Source organism: Glutamicibacter sp. NPDC087583 (assembly GCF_044743685.1).
In the GTDB taxonomy this organism is placed as follows: domain Bacteria; phylum Actinomycetota; class Actinomycetes; order Actinomycetales; family Micrococcaceae; genus Glutamicibacter.
On record NZ_JBIUWY010000003.1, the window covers coordinates 1 to 15,493 of the forward strand.

The window sequence follows — 15,493 nt, forward strand, 5'->3', positions numbered from 1 at the left end:
CAGCTTGTCATTGCGCTTGTGCGAAGCCAGGATCTGGCGGTGTGCCGCCTCGTGCGCCAGGAACGCGAATTGGGTGAGCAGCAGGCCCAAGGCTGTGGCCATCAGCAACTGGAACCAGCTGTCGCCTAGGAGGATGAAACCGGTAACGGTGCCGGCTAGCAGCACCGTCAGTACGATGCCCAACCCGAGATAGTGCCCGCGGCGGCGGCCGACCAGTCCAGCTTCGGTGACCAACTTCTTGACGTGGAAGAAACTTTGAGGATCACCGGGTTTAACGGTGGGTGCTGGAACGTCCAGCAGAGAACTGCGAGGCAAATATAATCCTTGATTGAAAGAGCTCGCTGCGTCGTGAACAATAAATTACCCGACCGAGCCTATTACCCCCATTCTACTCAGGTTCACGGCCGCTCTCGCTGTTCTTCCGCTGTCAGATTCTGCTCTTTCACATATTTCTTTGAGTTCTATCCAGCTTTGAGAGCCAGTGACGCTGCGATGCGTGTGAGCGCTTCCTCGTTGCCGATCTGCAGCAGCTCAGCGATCATCGCGACCATTGCTTCACCTAGCCGTGCAAGGATCGCCACGGCTTGCGTGTTGCCTCCTTCCAGCTCGGAGGCGATGATCAGGAAGGCTTCTCGGTCTTGGCGGACCAGTGATGTCAGTAGTGCGATACCTAGTGCTGCTTCAGGGCTGTTGCCCATGAGATATTCCCATCGATGAAGATAAATTCGGATGTTTCTTCCGTACACGCGGCGCAACGTCGGCAGCATCTTGAGCCTAGCAGGGTATTGAGGGAGTAGCTTCTCGTTATACAGCGCCTGCCAAGCGCCCAGCGCTGGAGCCCGAATAATCGATCGCAGTAGGGCCCATGGAGCAACTGTAGTAACTCTGTGAAACTTCCAGTGCCTCTGAAGTGCCCGGGCCCACTGCTTCAAAGCTGTGATATTAGTGGCTTAGGGGCATGACTCTCCTTGATTAGCGAGCACGGACCTGACGACCAGTGCGGCCCTGAAAGTTCGTTATTAGAAAGTGCAGCGAGTGATTGATGCCAAGTAATTGGTCCCTTGCTGGAGTAGCAGACGGGCCTACTCGATACTAAAGTGGCAACGCGACAGCCCTAGGGAACCTGTTTTTCATCTTGGGGAAATGAACGAGTCGACACCTAGCAGTTGGGTGTGGATATGGAGCAAAAGATTCTGGACCGGGTTTGTTGTCAGAGGTGCGAGCAACTTCTGGGCGCCAGTATTGTCGGCAGTTTTACACGGCATGACCTGCTTACTTGCCAGATTGAATGTGCCAATAAGAGTGGGCGGCGACAGGTGCTCTCTGACGACTCCGGTAAGTTCTGCCTCTAATCGGTTGCCATCATGATCCCAACCCAATCCCGGTCGCAACTCCCACTGGCTATGGAAAAGCTGGGACAAGACATCATGTCGAGATTGGCCGGCCGACAGCCCTATGTTCCTCAGGGATAAGGTGCTGTCGAGAACATAGTTGGGGAGCACGATCAGGGGCTACCTTGGCTTTTCCTCCCAATGGTGGTTATATCCCGGGGATGCTGGCACGATCATCCTACTGCCACTATTGCTGACCGTGCGATCAGTGTGAACGAAGGAGCATCATGCATCTGCCCGTACCCCGCGGAGACCTGTCCCAAGCGCTGAACAATGCGTTGCTGTGCAACCCCTCGGAGGAATACGCGGCCTATCTGGCAACGGTCGCAAGAGATCGGTTGGCTGCGGCTTCGGATGTGCTGGATGACGGGGACCTGCAGCTGAGCCTTTTCGTTCTCTACGAACTGCACTATCGGGGATTCGAAGAAGTCGATGACCGCTGGGAATGGAACCCCGGGCTCATTTCGCTTCGGGCCCGGATCGAGGAGGGTTTCGAGCAAGCGCTGCGCGAGGCGGCAGGCCCGATTCCAAGAGTGGAACCCAGCTCCGCGAAGGTGGCCCAAGCCCTGTTCGAGCTCGCAGCTGATGATGCTGGACCGTCGGTCTCGAAATTCATCCAGCGCAAGGCCACTGCCGGCCAAGCACGCGAATTCCTGATACTGAAGTCGATTTACCAGCTCAAGGAAGCTGATCCGCATACCTGGGCGATCCCGAAACTCGAAGGCCGTGCAAAAGCCGCCATGGTGGAGATCCAGGCTGATGAATACGGAAATGGGCAGCTGCCGCGAATGCATAGCGAGCTGTTCAGGCAGACCATGAAGGGTGTGGGGTTGCGTGATGATTTCGGCGCGTACGTGGACCGCATACCGGCGGTGACGCTGGCGGCAGTGAACATGATTTCGCTCTTCGGCATGCACCGGCGCCTTCGGGGAGCCATCACTGGCCACCTGGCACTGTACGAGATGACTTCCTCAATACCCCAGGCCGCTTATGCCCGCGGGTTCCGGCGCCTGGGATATGAATCCCCGGTGACCGATTACTTCGATGAGCATGTGGAAGCTGATGCTGTCCATGAGCAAATTGCCGGCCGCGACCTCGCGGGCGGACTGGCTGAAGACGAACCGGATCTGGTGCCCGACATACTCTTCGGAGCCCAAGCCGCGGCAGCGGTTGACGCGTTGGCAGGCGCGAAGTACCTGGACGCGTGGGAAGCTGGCAGATCGGCGTTGCATGCCGGAGCGGGGGCAGTGGTATGAGCGAGGGGCACAGCGCTTCGGAAGCGGCCATGATTACCGTTTGCCCGCAGGGCCCCTTGCTGCTCAGGGGAGATTTTGAAATCGTGGATGCCGAGGGGCAATCCATCGAGGCCCGGAAAGGGCCCGTCGCGCTATGCCGCTGCGGGGGCTCTGCCATCAAGCCTTTTTGCGATGGCACGCACAAGCTCATGAAGTTCGAGCGCCCGAAGTAGGGCACTGGATCCTGAAATGGGCTATTGCGCATCTGGTCCGCAGCGGGCCGGCGCTGCCGGCACCTGCATCGTTTGATGCCGTTTGCCGAGCTGCCTGCGCGGACGCGGGAATGCGGCTAGTTGGTGGATCCCGGATGGCGCGATCCCAGCCGACTGGAATGCAGTTGCGTCAAGCCTGTCTAGGGCTTGGCAACCAAGCTGGAGCCCAGGGATTCCAGGGCGCCGGGGACCACGGAGTAGTACGCCCACACCCCGCGCTTTTCGCGGTGCAGGATTCCGGCCTCCACCAGGATTTTCAGGTGGTGCGAGACCGTCGGCTGCTTGAGGCCCAATGGTTCGGGCAGGTCGCAGACGCACGTCTCGGCCGATTCGCTGGCGGAGACGATGGACAGGATGCGCAGGCGGTTGGGATCGCCTAGGGCCTTGAAGCGCAGTGCCAGCGCTTCGGCCTCTCCTGCGTTGAGGATTGCCTCGCCTTGGGATGGCGTGCAGCAGGCGTCGGCTGCCGGTGCTGGGGAAGTTCCTCCGGCAGGATTCACGGTGGCTGTGCTCACGGACCTTGGCTCTTTTCTTGGCTGGCGCCAGAGATTGACAAACGTCGATATGATTCATCATACTCAAAACATCGACAATCGTCGATGCCTATTCTTGGAGTGATGAATCAGTGGCACCCGCGCCTGCGCTAGACACTGCCCCCGTGGCGGCAAAACTTTCCTTCCTGGACCGCTACCTGGCCCTGTGGATCCTGCTGGCCATGGGCGTCGGCTTGGGTCTGGGCCGCATCTTCCCTCAGCTGGGCGAGCTGCTGGACCGCTTCACCGTGGCCGGGGTCTCGGTACCCATCGCCATCGGCCTGCTGGTCATGATGTATCCGGTGCTGGCCAAGGTCCGCTACAACGAAACCGGCCGCGTGCTGGCCGACAAGAAGCTGATGATCACCTCGCTGGTGATCAATTGGGTCCTGGCCCCGGCGTTCATGTTCGTGCTGGCGTGGGTCTTCCTCGCAGACCTGCCCGAATACCGCACCGGCCTGATCATTGTGGGCCTGGCCCGCTGCATCGCCATGGTGTTCATCTGGAATGACTTGGCCTGCGGGGACCGGGAAGCGGCCGCGGTGCTGGTGGCCACCAACTCCGTCTTCCAGGTCATCGCCTTCGGTACCCTGGGCTGGTTCTACCTGCAGCTGCTGCCATCGTGGCTGGGGCTGGAAACCACCAGCGCCGAATTCTCCATAGCCGCCATCACCGCCTCGGTGCTGGTCTTCCTGGGCATCCCGCTGGTGGCCGGCTACCTGACCCGCACCCTGGGCGAAAAGGCCAAGGGCCGCGACTGGTACGAGGGAAAATTCCTGCCGAAAATCGGGCCGTGGGCACTGTACGGGCTGCTGTTCACCATCGTGCTGCTCTTCGCGCTGCAGGGCGATAACATCATCTCCAAGCCCCTGGATGTGCTGCGCATGGCTATCCCGCTGCTGACCTACTTCGTGGTGGTCTTCGGTGCCGGAATGCTCATCGGCCACTGGCTGAAGCTGGGCTACCCGCGCACCACCACCTTGGCGTTCACCGCCGCCGGCAACAACTTCGAGCTCGCCATCGCGGTAGCCATCGCCACCTTCGGCGCCACCAGCGGCCAGGCCCTGGCCGGCGTGGTCGGCCCGCTGATCGAGGTGCCGATCCTGGTTGCCCTGGTCTACGTGGCCCTGTGGTCCCGGAAATTCTTCCCTGCTGTAAGCACTTCCACTACTTCTTCCTAAGGACAACACCCATGACTGCTGCCGAAAAGCCTTCGGTTCTCTTTGTCTGCGTGCACAACGCAGGACGCTCCCAGATGGCCGCGGCCTTCCTCTCCCACCTCTCCGGAGGGCGCATCGAGGTCCGCTCGGCCGGTTCCGCCCCGGCCGATTCGGTCAATCCGGCCGCCGTTGAAGCCATGAAAGAAGTCGGCATCGACATGTCCTTGGAAATCCCCAAGGTGCTGACCACCGAAGCCGTGCAGGACTCCGATGTGGTGATCACTATGGGCTGCGGAGATGCCTGCCCATTCTTCCCGGGCAAGCGCTATGAAGATTGGAAGCTGGAAGACCCGGCAGGGCAGGGCATTGACGGTGTGCGGCCAATCCGTGATGAAATCCGTGCCCGGATTGAGAACCTCATCGCCGACCTGCTGCCAGCCAGCTAGGCGCAGACCGTCTCCAGAATTCCAGTAGCCAAGGAGAAACCCATGCAGGAGAACCTTCCAGTCATCGTCATCGGCGCCGGCCCCATCGGCCTAGCCACCGCCGCCCACCTGCGCGAACGCGGGCAGGAGGTGCTCGTCCTGGAAGCAGGAGCCAGCGCAGGCGCCGCGATTTCGCGATGGGCCCACATCAAGCTCTTCTCCCCATGGCGCTTCAATATCGATGCGGCCGCCCGCCGGCTGCTGGAAACCCCCAGCGAGGGATACGCCGGAGGCTGGGAAGCACCGCGGATCACCAAGCTTCCCACCGGCGCGGAGTTGGTCAGCGAATATCTCCAACCGCTGGCCGCCCACCCCCAACTGTCACCGCGCATCCGCTACGGCCACCGCGTGGAGAAAATCAGCCGCGTGCTGGCCGACGGCCGCGGCGCCGACAAGGCACGCACCGCGCACCGCGATGAAGCCCCGTTCCTGGTGCGCACCGAAACTCCTGGCGGCCCGGTGGATATTCTCGGTCGTGCCGTGGTTGATGCCAGTGGCACCTGGAACCAGCCAAGCCCGGTAGGCCGGGCCGGAATCGAAGCCATCGGTGAAGCGCAGGCGCGCGAGCGCGGCTTCATCATCTGCGGGCTTCCGGATCCGCTGGGCGCCGATGAGCAGGAGCTCGCGGGCAAGAAATTGCTGGTGCTCGGCGCCGGGCATTCGGCGGCGAATACCGTCATTGCCCTGGGCCGGTTGCAGAAGAAGTTCCCGGACACCCGGATCCTCTGGGGCCTGCGCGGGGCGGCCAACCCGATTCGCCTGTACGGCGGGGGAGCTGCTGACCAGCTTCCAGCCCGGGGCCAGCTGGGCACGTCCCTGCGCCGGCTGGTGGAGAACGGCAATGTGGAACTGCTGGAAAACGTTTCCGTGGCTTCGATGAGCGCCGGCGAGCAGCTATCCGTGTCACTGGCTGACGGGCGCGAGCTGGCCGTTGACCGCATCATCGCGGCCACCGGTTTCCGCCCGGACCTGCAGATGCTCTCCGAACTGCGCCTGGACCTGGATGAATGCGTTGAAGCCCCGCGCCAGCTCGGGCCATTGATCGACCCGGAATTCCACAGCTGCGGAACGGTCAGCGCGCACGGCGAAAAGCAATTGGCGCACCCGGAAAAGAACTTCTACATCGTTGGAATGAAGAGCTATGGACGGGCTCCGACGTTCCTGATGGCTACCGGCTACGAGCAGGTGCGCTCCATTGCCGCTGGCTTGTCCGGCGATGCCGAAGGGGCGGGCCGGGTTGAACTGGATCTGCCGGAAACCGGGGTCTGCTCCACGGATCTGGGCGGTTCCTGCGATGCCCCCGCGGCCAGCGACACCGCCTGCGGAACCGAGCCCGCCGAAGCTGCCAGCTGCTGCACCTCGCCGCAGCCGGTGAGCCTGGGATTAGCCACGGGAACACTGCACGGCAACAGCGAAGTGGCCGCCCAGTAAGCCAGCTTGGGCAAGGGGCGATCGCCACGGAAACTCGATGGAGCCAAGGGGCAACGCGGCATATGCCGCATTTCCCCTTGGCTCCATTTTCCCTCCAGGCCCGGGATAGGACCGCGTATCAGCTCACCGGGACCGGTGTGTTTCTGGCCGCCGGATCCTGCTGGGCTGCCGTGCCTCGGGTACCGGCACGCTGCGGGGCCGGGATTCCGGCGAGCGCCACCGCGCACACGGAAGTGAGCACCAGCGCGGTAGCCGGGGCGATGGCAGTCCACGGAGCCCGCTCGACATAGCCGATGCCTTCGGCCAGCAGCAGGCCCCACTCCGGGGTGGGCGGCTGCGCCCCGAGCCCGAGGAATCCGAGGGCAGCCAAAGCCAGTGCCACCCCGGGCAGCCGCAGCATCCCGTGCCTCAGCAAGGCCGGAAGCACCGCGGGCAGCAGATGCTGGACCCAGATCCGGCCGCGCGGCACCCCGGAGAGCGGAAGCCAGCGGATATGCGGCATGGCCCGGGCTTCGTCGAGCAGCGAGGCAGCATGCGTGGCCAGCGGAGGCCAGCTCACCCAGAGCACGGCCAGCGCCGCACCGCCCACCGAGGGGCCCAGCAGGGCCGCGATGACCACCCCGGCCAGAATCGGCGGAGTCGCGTTGGCGATTACCGCCGGCCCGCGCGAGATCTCGCCTGCTGCCGCTAGCAGCAGGCCGATCAGGATTGCGCAGGCCACGATTCCCAGCGCCGGGCCTACCGTGCCCAAGGTTCCGTGGGCCACGCGGGCCAGCAGATCCCGTCCGCTGGAATCGGCGCCGAATGGCAAACCGGCCCCCGGGGCTTGCAGCCTTTGGAAGGCGAGGGTGTAGGGGTCGCGCGGCAGGCCGAAAGCCAGAATGGCCAGCAGTGCGGTGCAGGTGATCGCCGCCGTCCAGCGCTGGATCCTGCCGTTGCCGCGCGCCTCGGGCGGGGCTGGCAGCGATCCTGCGGGCAGGGTGCCGCCGCGCAGCGCGCGCCGGGCCGCTGCGGTGAGCATTCCGATCAGCAGCGCCGATCCCGCCATCAGCAGCAGCCCGGCCTGCAGGGCGGGAATATCCTGCGCATTGGCCGCCCCGAGCAGGTAGCGGCCAAGTCCGGGCACCGCGAAGACCTGCTCCACGGCCACCGCGCCGCCGAGCAAGCCGATGAACACCAAGCCGAGCTGGTCGATGACCGCGGCGGCGGCCCGGCGCAGCACCCCGGAGAGGATTGCCGGAGCAGGCGCCCCGGCCAGATGCCAGATCCCGGCCCAGCGTTCTCCGGCCACCGAGGCGATGGCATCGGCCAGCAGCCGGCCCAGCAATCCGCCGGCCGGGACACCCAGGGCCAGTGCGGGCAGGATCGCGGTGTCCAGCCCGGTCCACCCGTAGGGTGGAAGCCATTGCAGCTGCACCGCCACCAGCACCAGCAGCAAGCTGGCCAGCAGGAATTCGGGCAAGGCGGTTAGTGCCACGCCCAGCGGACCGGACCCGGAATGCTGCTTATTGCGCAGCACGCGCAGCGCGGCGGGCAGGACCAAGGCGAAGGCCACGGCCAGTGCGACTATGGTGGCGAAGGCGGTGAGCGTGGCGGAGACCGACAGGGCCCGCCAGGCGCCGTCAGCGATTTCTGCCCCGCTGACCCAGGAGATGCCCAGATCCCCGTGCAGCACCCCGGACCACCAGTGCAAGCTGGTGGCCAGCGGGCCCTGGTCCAGGCCCAGCTGCGCGCGCACGGCGGCCAGGGCCTGCTCGGTGGGTTCCAGCTCGGCGTAGCGTGCGCGGAGCACCGCCGCGGCCGGATCGGTGCGTGAAAGCCAGGGCAGGGCGCCGGCCACCAGCAGCAGCGCCAGCGCGCTGAGCAGGCAGGATGCGAAGGACGGCCAGGAGAGGCGCCGCGCCTTCAGAGCGAACCAGTTCATCAGCGTTGCGGTTCCTGCTCGCTGCCCAGGCGGGTCTGCGCGGTGATCAGCTCGCGTTCGCGCGGATCCTGCGCGGCATCGCGCACGGCGGGCCCCTCGCCCTGGATCACGCGTTCGTGCAGCAGCGCGATGGCCGCGTCGGTGCCCAGGATCCGGGCTTCGGCCAGCATGATCTGCTGCTGGCGCTGTTCCCCGGCTTCGGTTTCCGAGGCTCGGGCGATCGCCTGGTCCACGTCCTTGTCGCAGAGCTGGGCGATGGCGAAGCCGCCTTCGCAGGTGAAGTCGGAGGCGAAGTACGCAACCGGGTCCCCGGAATCCAGCACGGTGGCGCGCGAGAGGATGAAGGCATCGAAGGCGCCGTCCAGTGCGTCGGCCTCGATGTACTGGTATTCGCGCACATCCTGCTTCACGATGAATCCGGCCGCTTCCAGCTGCTGCTCCAGGATCACCGCGACTTCTGGCAGTTCGGCGCGGTCGGTGAAGGTGCCCAGGGTGATTTCCACGTCCTTGACCTTGGCTGGTTCGGCACGCTGGGCCAGCAGCTGCCGGTATTCTCCAGAATCGCGCAGCCCGGCGGCGTAGGGCAGGGCCGGGCCGAGCAGGCCCTCGGCTATATCGGCGCGGTTCTCGTACACCGACTCCACGATGGCCGCCCGGTCGATGGCTTCGCGGGCCGCGGCGCGCACCGCCGGGTCGGCGAACGGGCCCTTCTCGGTGTTCAGGTACAGCGTGTTGGTGCGCGGCATCGGCACTTCGGTGAGCAGCTCCTGGTCCACCGTGGCGGCCTGCCCGGCGGGGATGGCCTCGATGACATCTGCTTCCGAGGTGCGCAGCGCGGCGGCGCGGGCGGTGCCATCGGGCACGAACTTCACGTCGATGCCCGAGGCTGCGGCCTTTTCGCCCCAGTAGCCCTCGTACCGGTCCAGGGTGGCCCCGGAAATCCCGTCTACGTCCACGATCTGGAAGGGGCCGGTGCCGTGGCCGGCCGGATCCACCCCGTTGGCGGTGTAGGCTTCGGCGGCGAAGATGGCCAGCTGCGGGCTGGAGAGCCGCTGAGGCAGCAGCGGGTCGGGATCCGCGGTGGTGATCCGCAGCCCGTGCTCCCCGCGCACCGCGACCTTCAATGCGGTTCCGTTCAGGATGCGCGGCACCGGGGTGGAGTCGATGGCCCGCTGCAAGGAGTTCGCCACCGTTTGGGCGGTCAGCGGCTGGCCGTTGTGGAAGCTGACGCCTTCGCGGATCTCGAAGTCCCAGGCAAGCTCGCCGCTGCGTTCCCAGCTGGTAGCCAATGCCGGCTGGGCGTCCCCGGACGCGTCGAGATTGACCAGGGTTTCGGCGGTGGACCAGCGCGAGAGCTTGAACGCGTCGTCGCTGAGCGGGCTGAGCCCGGAGCGGGGCGGCTGCATGTGGGCTACGGAGATGCGGTCGGTGCTTCCGGCCTGCTCGGCGGCCGCGGAGAAGCAGCCGCTGAGGGCAAGTGCCCCGGCCAGCGGGATGGTGAGCAAAGCCAGGGTCTTGGGGCGGGGTCGATTCATGGGTGCGAGGTCCTTGGGGATGGGTGATCGGTGATGGGTGATCAGCTGGTGGGCGGGTTATCGGGACGGTGGGCGGATGGCGATGGTGCGCGAGCATTGCGCGGCCAGCTGCGGGTCATGGGTGATCAGCAGCAAGGCAATGCCCGAGTTGGCGGCGGTGGAGAGCAGCTGGCCGGCGACTGCCTGGGCGGTGTCCGGATCCAGGGCGCTGGTCGGCTCGTCCGCCACCAGCACCGAGGGGTTCACTGCCACGGCGCGGGCCAGCGCGGCCCGCTGCAACTGTCCTCCGGAGAGCTGGTGCGGGCGCCGATCCAGCAGTGCCGTGTCGAATTGCGCCAGCTCGGCAGCCCGGTCGATGCCCGTTCCGGGGCCGGCTGGGGGAGCCAGCCGGTGGATGGCCTGCTGCAGCGAGGTGCGGATGCTCCAGCGCGGCACGAAGGCGGCGGCAGGATCCTGGGGCACGCCTTGGACCAACCGGCGGCGTGCTGGCGCGTGGCTGCGCTTCGGTGCGCTCCAGTGCTGGCCCAGCACGCGGATTTCTCCGGAGTCCGGCAGTTCCAGGCCCAGCACGATGTCGGCCAGGGTGGATTTGCCGGCGCCGGACGGCCCGGTGACGGCCACCGATTCGCCCGGGGCCAGCGTGAAGCCAAGGGGCTCCAGGACCAGTCGGCGGGCTGCGCCGTGCCCGCGCAGTGCGCTGAGCGCGGATACTTCCAATGCGGGGATGCTCAAGCCGGTACCCGTTCCAGCCGGGGCGCGCGGGTGCTGGCGATCTTCCCGGAGTCCAGGACCAGGTGCCGGGTGGCCAGCGCCTGGGCAACTGCCGCGTCGTGGGTGACCAGCACCAGGGCCTGCTGCTGGCCCAGCAGGGTGCCCAGCAGTTCCAGGATGAGGTCCCGGGCGGCGTGGTCCAGGGCGCTGGTCGGTTCATCGGCAAGGATCACCGGGGCCTGGCTGAGCACGGCCAGGGCTATGGCGGCGCGCTGTGCTTGCCCTCCGGAGAGTTCTGCGGGACGTCGTGCGAGCAGCTGCGGATCGCCCAGCCCGGCGTCTTGCAGGATGCCGCGGACTTGCTGCGCGCTGGCGCCGGTGGCCTTGCGCAGTTGCCGTCCCAGCGGCAGCAGCGGATGCAGGGCGTCCTGGCCGCGCTGCGGGATGTAGCCGATGCGCGTTGATCCGGGAGTGCGGGTTCCGGTGAATTCCAGTCCGGGTGCCCAGTTCCCGGTGATCATCGACAGCAGCAGCGACTTGCCAGCACCCGACGGGCCGGTGATGACCACGCGCTCGCCGGGAAGAAGCATGAACTCCTCGACGTCGAGCAGCGGGCTGGCGGCGCCGGGCAGTCCCAGGCGCGCGTTACGCAGGCACAAGGCCGGGCTGGGCGGCAGTGGGGCGCGGGGCTGGCGGGCGAGCCCGGGCTCTTCAAGAGTCATAATGAGAATCATTATCACTTAAGTTTTCTCGGCAGCGCAAATCAGCCTGCGGAATCGGCAAGGCGGCCGTGGCGGGCCGCGGCTGCTGGCCAAGCTGGGTGAATTCGCCTAATTTTTCGTGGCCGTACCGAACCTCGGCGCTTGTGCATACCGTGGAATCAGGGTGCGGCAGCAAACTGAGCAAGAGGAGAAAGCGATGATGGAGTCGTTATGGCAGGCGAAGCGTTCTTCCGGTGGCACCGGCCAATCCCAGCCGGGCGCAACCCATGACGCCATCGTCGTGTGCCCTGGGCTCACCGGGTCCGCTACGCAGGACCTCGCTGCCATTGACTCGAGGACTGGCATCGGAGGGGACTAGGTGTCTGGAAAAGCAATTCGACGCCCGCGGGCCCGCCGAGTATTCATCGGCTGTGGCCAGGGAATGATTTCGGAAAGTGCAGGGATGATGATTCACTGGAATTTCAAGTACACCCGCCGTTCACCTTGGACCCCAGGAGAAGTTTTGCGAACCACCGGACCTGCCCGGCCACCTCTGCCTCGAACCGCCGCTTTCACCGCGATTGCCAGTATGGGCCTGGTCCTGCTGCTTTCGGGCTGCGGGTCGGACTACCCGCTGGGAGAAGAGCAGCGCAAGGCCGCTGAATCGAATACCTCTAGCCTCCAAGGCACGCTGACCGGTGGCGGATCCACCGCGCAGAATTCCGCCATGAACGCCTGGACCACCGAATTCTCCACCATGCATCCCCAGGTCCAGGTGCAGTACGCCTCGGTGGGCTCCGGCGCCGGACGTGCCGGGCTCTTGGCAGGCGGCACCGAATTCGCCGGATCCGACGCTTACCTGAAGGAAGAGGAAGTCCAGCGCTCCATCGAGACCTGCGGCCCGCAGGGTGCGATCAATATCCCGGCGTATATTTCCCCGATCAGCATCGCCTTCAACCTGCCGGGCATCAAGGAATTGAACATGGATGCCCCAACGATCGCCAGGATCTTCTCCGGTGAGATCCGCTCCTGGCAGGACCCGGCCATCGCCCAGCTGAACCCGCAGGTCCAGCTGCCCGACCTGCCGATCACCGGGGTGGCGCGCGCCGACGATTCGGGCACGACCGAGAACTTCACCGAGTACCTGCATGCGGTTGCTCCCGAAGCCTGGCCGCACGAGCCGGATGGCGGCTGGCCGGATGCCACCGGCCTGGAGAAGGCCCAGGGCAATGCCGGCGTGGTGACCACCGTGACCCGCGCCGTGGGCGCGGTTACCTATGCCGATGATTCCCTGGTGGATATGTCGCTGGGCAAGGTGAAGCTGAAGGTCGGCGAGGAATTCGTGGCAGTCAGCGGGGAATCAGCGGCCAAGGCAGTGGCCGAATCAGAGCGGGTCCACGGCCGCGGTGAGCATGACATCGCCCTGGAACTGGACCGCAAGACCACCGCCGCCGGCGCGTACCCGATGGTGCTGGTCTCCTACCTGCTGTTCTGCAGCGGCTATGAGGATCCGCAGACCATGGAACTGGCCAAGACCTTCGGCCAGTACGTCGTCAGCGACCAGGGGCAGAAGACAGCGTCCGACTCGGCCAAGAGCGCGCCGATGCCGCAGCAGCTGGCCGAAGATGCCCGCGAAGCCATCGATTCGATCACCGCGCGTTCCTGATTCGGGCGAACAGCCCTGCTGCATCCATCCGCAGGAAGGATGCAGCAGGGCTAGCTATGCAGCAGTCTTGGCCGCCGCGCGGTACGCGCGATTTCGCGACCCGAGCAGCGCCGCGCCGATGACCGCGGCCAGCAGCGAACCGCACAGCACCCCGACCTTCACGTACTGCGCTTCCTCGCCGCCCTGGCCGAAGGCCAGCTCGCCGACCAGCAGGGAGACGGTGAAGCCGATGCCTGCCACGAAGGACAGCCCCAGCACATCAGGCCATTTGATGCTGCCATCCAGCTTGATTCCCGGAAGCCTGGTGACCAGGAAGGTGGCGGCGGTGATGCCCATCGACTTGCCCAGCACCAGGCCGGCAATGATGCCCAGTGCCACCGGGCTGGCCAGCGCTTCGCCCAGTCCGGACAGGCCGCCGACCGGAACACCGGCAGCGAAGAAGGCGAACACCGGAATGGCGATGATGGATGAGGGAATGGACCACCGGTCCGCGAAGTGGGCGGCCAGGCCTTCGTGGATCGCTTCGCCCTGCTCGGTGCTCCCGGTGCGCACATGCGCCCGCTGGGTGGCAATCACCGGAACCATGAAGCCCAGCAGCACGCCGGCCACCGTGGCGTGGATTCCCGAGGCATGCACCAATGCCCAGACGGTGGCGCCGAGCGGGATCAGGACCCACCAGGCGCGGACCCCGCGCTGCACTGCCAGCGCGAATGCCGCCAGTGGCAGCAGCGCGAGGAGCAGCGGCAGCCAGGTCAGGTCATCGGTGTAGAAAATGGCGATGATGGAAATGGCCAGCAGGTCATCGACCACCGCCAGCGTGAGCAGGAAGGTGCGCAGGGCAGGGGGCAGGAACTTGCCCACCACTGCGATCACGGCGATCGCGAAGGCGATATCAGTGGCTGCGGGGATTGCCCAGCCGTTGATGGCGGAGCTTCCCGATGCGGAGATGACAAGGACGTAGAACAGTGCCGGCAGCGCCACGCCGCCTACGGCTGCGGCCACCGGAACGATCGCCGTGCGCGGATTGCGCAATTTGCCGACAACGAATTCTTCCTTGAGTTCCAAGCCGACAACGAAGAAGAAGATGGCGAGCAGGCCGTCAGCGGCCCAGGCTCCGACCGAGAGATTCAAGTGCAGGGACTCGGGGCCGAAACGGAAGTCGCGCAACCCCTCGTACCATGGGGCTGCAGGGGAATTGGCCAGGACCAAGGCGGCGAGGGTGGCGCAGAGCAGCAGCAGCCCGCCCATCGAGTCCTGCTTGAGGGTTTGGCGGATTCCACGCCACAGGGCGTGGGGTGCTTGGCGGGATACGCCAGTTGAGGGGTATGGCAAAGTAACGGGTCTTTCTGGGATCCGGGAAAAGGGCACGAGGGCACGCGGAATCCACCGGAGAAAAACCAGGAATCGGGACCGCGCAACTAGTGGCGCGGTGGCGGGCAGCCGGCGATCTCGCCGTGGGCGTTGGTTCCCCAGGAACTCAACCACCCATTGGTGCCGCTGGCTAGCTTGGTCAGCAGTTTTCCCTTGGGGAAAACGGCAGCGAGAAGCCGCTGCGCATGCGTTGAGACAACCAGAGCCATGCTTCCAGTCTACAGACCAGCGATGCATTGGCCTAACTCGAGACGTCCCGGCTGCCGTGGGCTTGCCGCTAGTGCATCAGGCTGGCAGCTGATCTGCGAGGGTCCGTCGATGCGGTTGCCGAGCCAAGCTGGTGCCGCAGCTACCTGGGGAACTGCGGCACCAGCCGGGTGCTGCGGACTGCTAAACCAGGGCCTCGTCTTCCAGCACCGCGGGCAGTTGCGCAACACTGTCCAGGATCCAATCGTGGTAGTGTTCCGCGAAATCTCCGCGTTCCAAGGCTCCGGTGAGCACTCCAAGGACGCGTACTCCGGCATGGCGCGCGGCCAGGACATCCACCACCGTGTCGCCCCCGGCGAGCACGGTCCGGACATCATGGATGCCGGTGGCTTCCATGGCCCGATGGATCATGTAAGGCGCCGGGCGTCCAGCGGCCACCATATCGCTGGTCACCACGGCATCGAGCAGTTCTCCCTCGCCGATTCCCCAACCCAGGGTATCCAGGATCGGAGCGGCCACATCGCTGGAGAAGCCGGTGCTCAAAGCGATCTTGACGCCCCGGGATCTGAGTTCGGCCAGCGCGGCGTCCACTCCCGGCAGGGCCTCTGGAGGATTCTCGGCGTAGGCCTGCGCCAACAGCTGCCGGAAGAGGTCGAATTGGCGGGCCACCAGGGACGGATCCGGGCTGATCCCGCCCAGCTCCAGCAACGCGGCGATGGCCTCGGTCTTGTCCACGCCCATCCAGGCTTGCAGGTCCTGGGCATGCACGGTGGCGCCGGCGGCGGTGACCGAACTTTCCAATGCGCGGTACACGTCCCCGTGCTCATTCACGGTAGTCCCTGCCATATCGAGGACGACTAGTTTGATCATG

16 protein-coding genes and 1 pseudogene are annotated in these 15,493 nt (G+C 65.5%); 7 read left to right on the top strand and 10 right to left on the bottom strand.

All coding sequences use genetic code 11. The features are described from left to right. Nucleotides 1-315, bottom strand: a pseudogene (locus ACIOU9_RS09150) (acyl-CoA desaturase); the annotation flags it as partial. Nucleotides 316-461: 146 nt separating this feature from the next. Continuing rightward, nucleotides 462-698, bottom strand: coding sequence for a hypothetical protein (locus tag ACIOU9_RS09155; protein WP_105658704.1), 237 nt, complete (start codon nt 696-698; stop codon nt 462-464). 920 nt (nt 699-1,618) lie between these two features. Between ACIOU9_RS09155 and ACIOU9_RS09160 the strand changes: the two genes are divergently transcribed. Together ACIOU9_RS09160 and ACIOU9_RS09165 are read left to right on the top strand one after the other, a co-directional pair. After that, nucleotides 1,619-2,647, top strand: coding sequence for an iron-containing redox enzyme family protein (locus ACIOU9_RS09160; RefSeq protein WP_402696672.1), 1,029 nt, complete (start codon nt 1,619-1,621; stop codon nt 2,645-2,647). Next, the gene (locus ACIOU9_RS09165) at nt 2,644-2,859 is read left to right on the top strand and encodes a CDGSH iron-sulfur domain-containing protein (protein ID WP_402471566.1); all 216 of its coding nucleotides are present in this window, start codon (nt 2,644-2,646) and stop codon (nt 2,857-2,859) included. The genes ACIOU9_RS09160 and ACIOU9_RS09165 overlap by 4 nt, the downstream gene beginning before the upstream one ends. A gap of 179 nt (nt 2,860-3,038) precedes the next feature. Here ACIOU9_RS09165 and ACIOU9_RS09170 read toward each other — a convergent pair whose 3' ends face one another. Beyond that, a complete protein-coding gene (locus ACIOU9_RS09170) occupies nt 3,039-3,413 on the bottom strand; it encodes an ArsR/SmtB family transcription factor (protein ID WP_402696674.1) in 375 nt (124 codons plus the stop codon). A gap of 143 nt (nt 3,414-3,556) precedes the next feature. On the opposite strand from ACIOU9_RS09170, the gene arsB reads away from it, so the two are divergent. From arsB to ACIOU9_RS09185, 3 genes are read left to right on the top strand one after another with little or no spacing between them, the layout of a single operon-like run. Continuing rightward, the gene (arsB, locus tag ACIOU9_RS09175; protein ID WP_402696675.1) at nt 3,557-4,612 is read left to right on the top strand and encodes an ACR3 family arsenite efflux transporter; all 1,056 of its coding nucleotides are present in this window, start codon (nt 3,557-3,559) and stop codon (nt 4,610-4,612) included. An 11-nt stretch (nt 4,613-4,623) separates the two neighbouring features. After that, nucleotides 4,624-5,037, top strand: coding sequence for an arsenate reductase ArsC (locus ACIOU9_RS09180; RefSeq protein ID WP_402696676.1), 414 nt, complete (start codon nt 4,624-4,626; stop codon nt 5,035-5,037). A gap of 42 nt (nt 5,038-5,079) precedes the next feature. Continuing rightward, a complete protein-coding gene (locus ACIOU9_RS09185) occupies nt 5,080-6,507 on the top strand; it encodes an FAD-dependent oxidoreductase (RefSeq protein ID WP_402696677.1) in 1,428 nt (475 codons plus the stop codon). 118 nt (nt 6,508-6,625) lie between these two features. Here ACIOU9_RS09185 and ACIOU9_RS09190 read toward each other — a convergent pair whose 3' ends face one another. The 4 genes from ACIOU9_RS09190 to ACIOU9_RS09205 are packed head-to-tail and all read right to left on the bottom strand — an operon-like array spanning nt 6,626 to nt 11,399. Further along, entirely contained in the window at nt 6,626-8,431 is a 1,806-nt protein-coding gene (locus tag ACIOU9_RS09190; protein ID WP_402696679.1) for an ABC transporter permease subunit, read from the bottom strand. Then, nucleotides 8,431-9,966: an ABC transporter substrate-binding protein gene (locus ACIOU9_RS09195; RefSeq protein ID WP_402696681.1), complete on the bottom strand. Its 1,536-nt coding sequence runs from the start codon at nt 9,964-9,966 to the stop codon at nt 8,431-8,433. The genes ACIOU9_RS09190 and ACIOU9_RS09195 overlap by 1 nt, the downstream gene beginning before the upstream one ends. 57 nt (nt 9,967-10,023) lie before the next feature. Further along, complete coding sequence (locus ACIOU9_RS09200; protein WP_105658744.1) at nt 10,024-10,698, bottom strand: ATP-binding cassette domain-containing protein; 675 nt, start codon at nt 10,696-10,698, stop codon at nt 10,024-10,026. Further along, entirely contained in the window at nt 10,695-11,399 is a 705-nt protein-coding gene (locus ACIOU9_RS09205; protein WP_402696683.1) for an ATP-binding cassette domain-containing protein, read from the bottom strand. Before ACIOU9_RS09205 ends, ACIOU9_RS09200 begins: the two co-directional genes overlap by 4 nt. A gap of 196 nt (nt 11,400-11,595) precedes the next feature. Here ACIOU9_RS09205 and ACIOU9_RS09210 point away from each other — a divergent pair, with 196 nt between their 5' ends. Beyond that, nucleotides 11,596-11,757 carry a hypothetical protein gene (locus ACIOU9_RS09210; protein WP_402696684.1) on the top strand — a complete coding sequence of 54 codons (162 nt, stop codon included), beginning with the start codon at nt 11,596-11,598 and terminating at the stop codon, nt 11,755-11,757. Between the two features lie 210 nt (nt 11,758-11,967). After that, nucleotides 11,968-13,044, top strand: a complete 1,077-nt coding sequence (gene pstS, locus ACIOU9_RS09215) for a phosphate ABC transporter substrate-binding protein PstS (protein WP_402696951.1) — start codon at nt 11,968-11,970, stop codon at nt 13,042-13,044. 54 nt (nt 13,045-13,098) lie between these two features. Here the strand turns inward: pstS and nhaA are convergent, their stop codons facing one another. The 3 genes from nhaA to ACIOU9_RS09230 form a co-directional block, all read right to left on the bottom strand. Next, on the bottom strand, nt 13,099-14,376 hold the full coding sequence (gene nhaA / locus ACIOU9_RS09220) for a Na+/H+ antiporter NhaA (RefSeq protein ID WP_402696685.1): 1,278 nt from the start codon (nt 14,374-14,376) through the stop codon (nt 13,099-13,101). 86 nt (nt 14,377-14,462) lie between these two features. After that, nucleotides 14,463-14,624 (bottom strand): hypothetical protein, encoded by a 162-nt coding sequence (locus ACIOU9_RS09225; protein WP_166650850.1) that lies wholly within the window; start codon nt 14,622-14,624, stop codon nt 14,463-14,465. Between the two features lie 181 nt (nt 14,625-14,805). Beyond that, nucleotides 14,806-15,492 (bottom strand): phosphonatase-like hydrolase, encoded by a 687-nt coding sequence (locus tag ACIOU9_RS09230; protein ID WP_332489313.1) that lies wholly within the window; start codon nt 15,490-15,492, stop codon nt 14,806-14,808. Nucleotide 15,493: the final 1 nt, after the last annotated feature.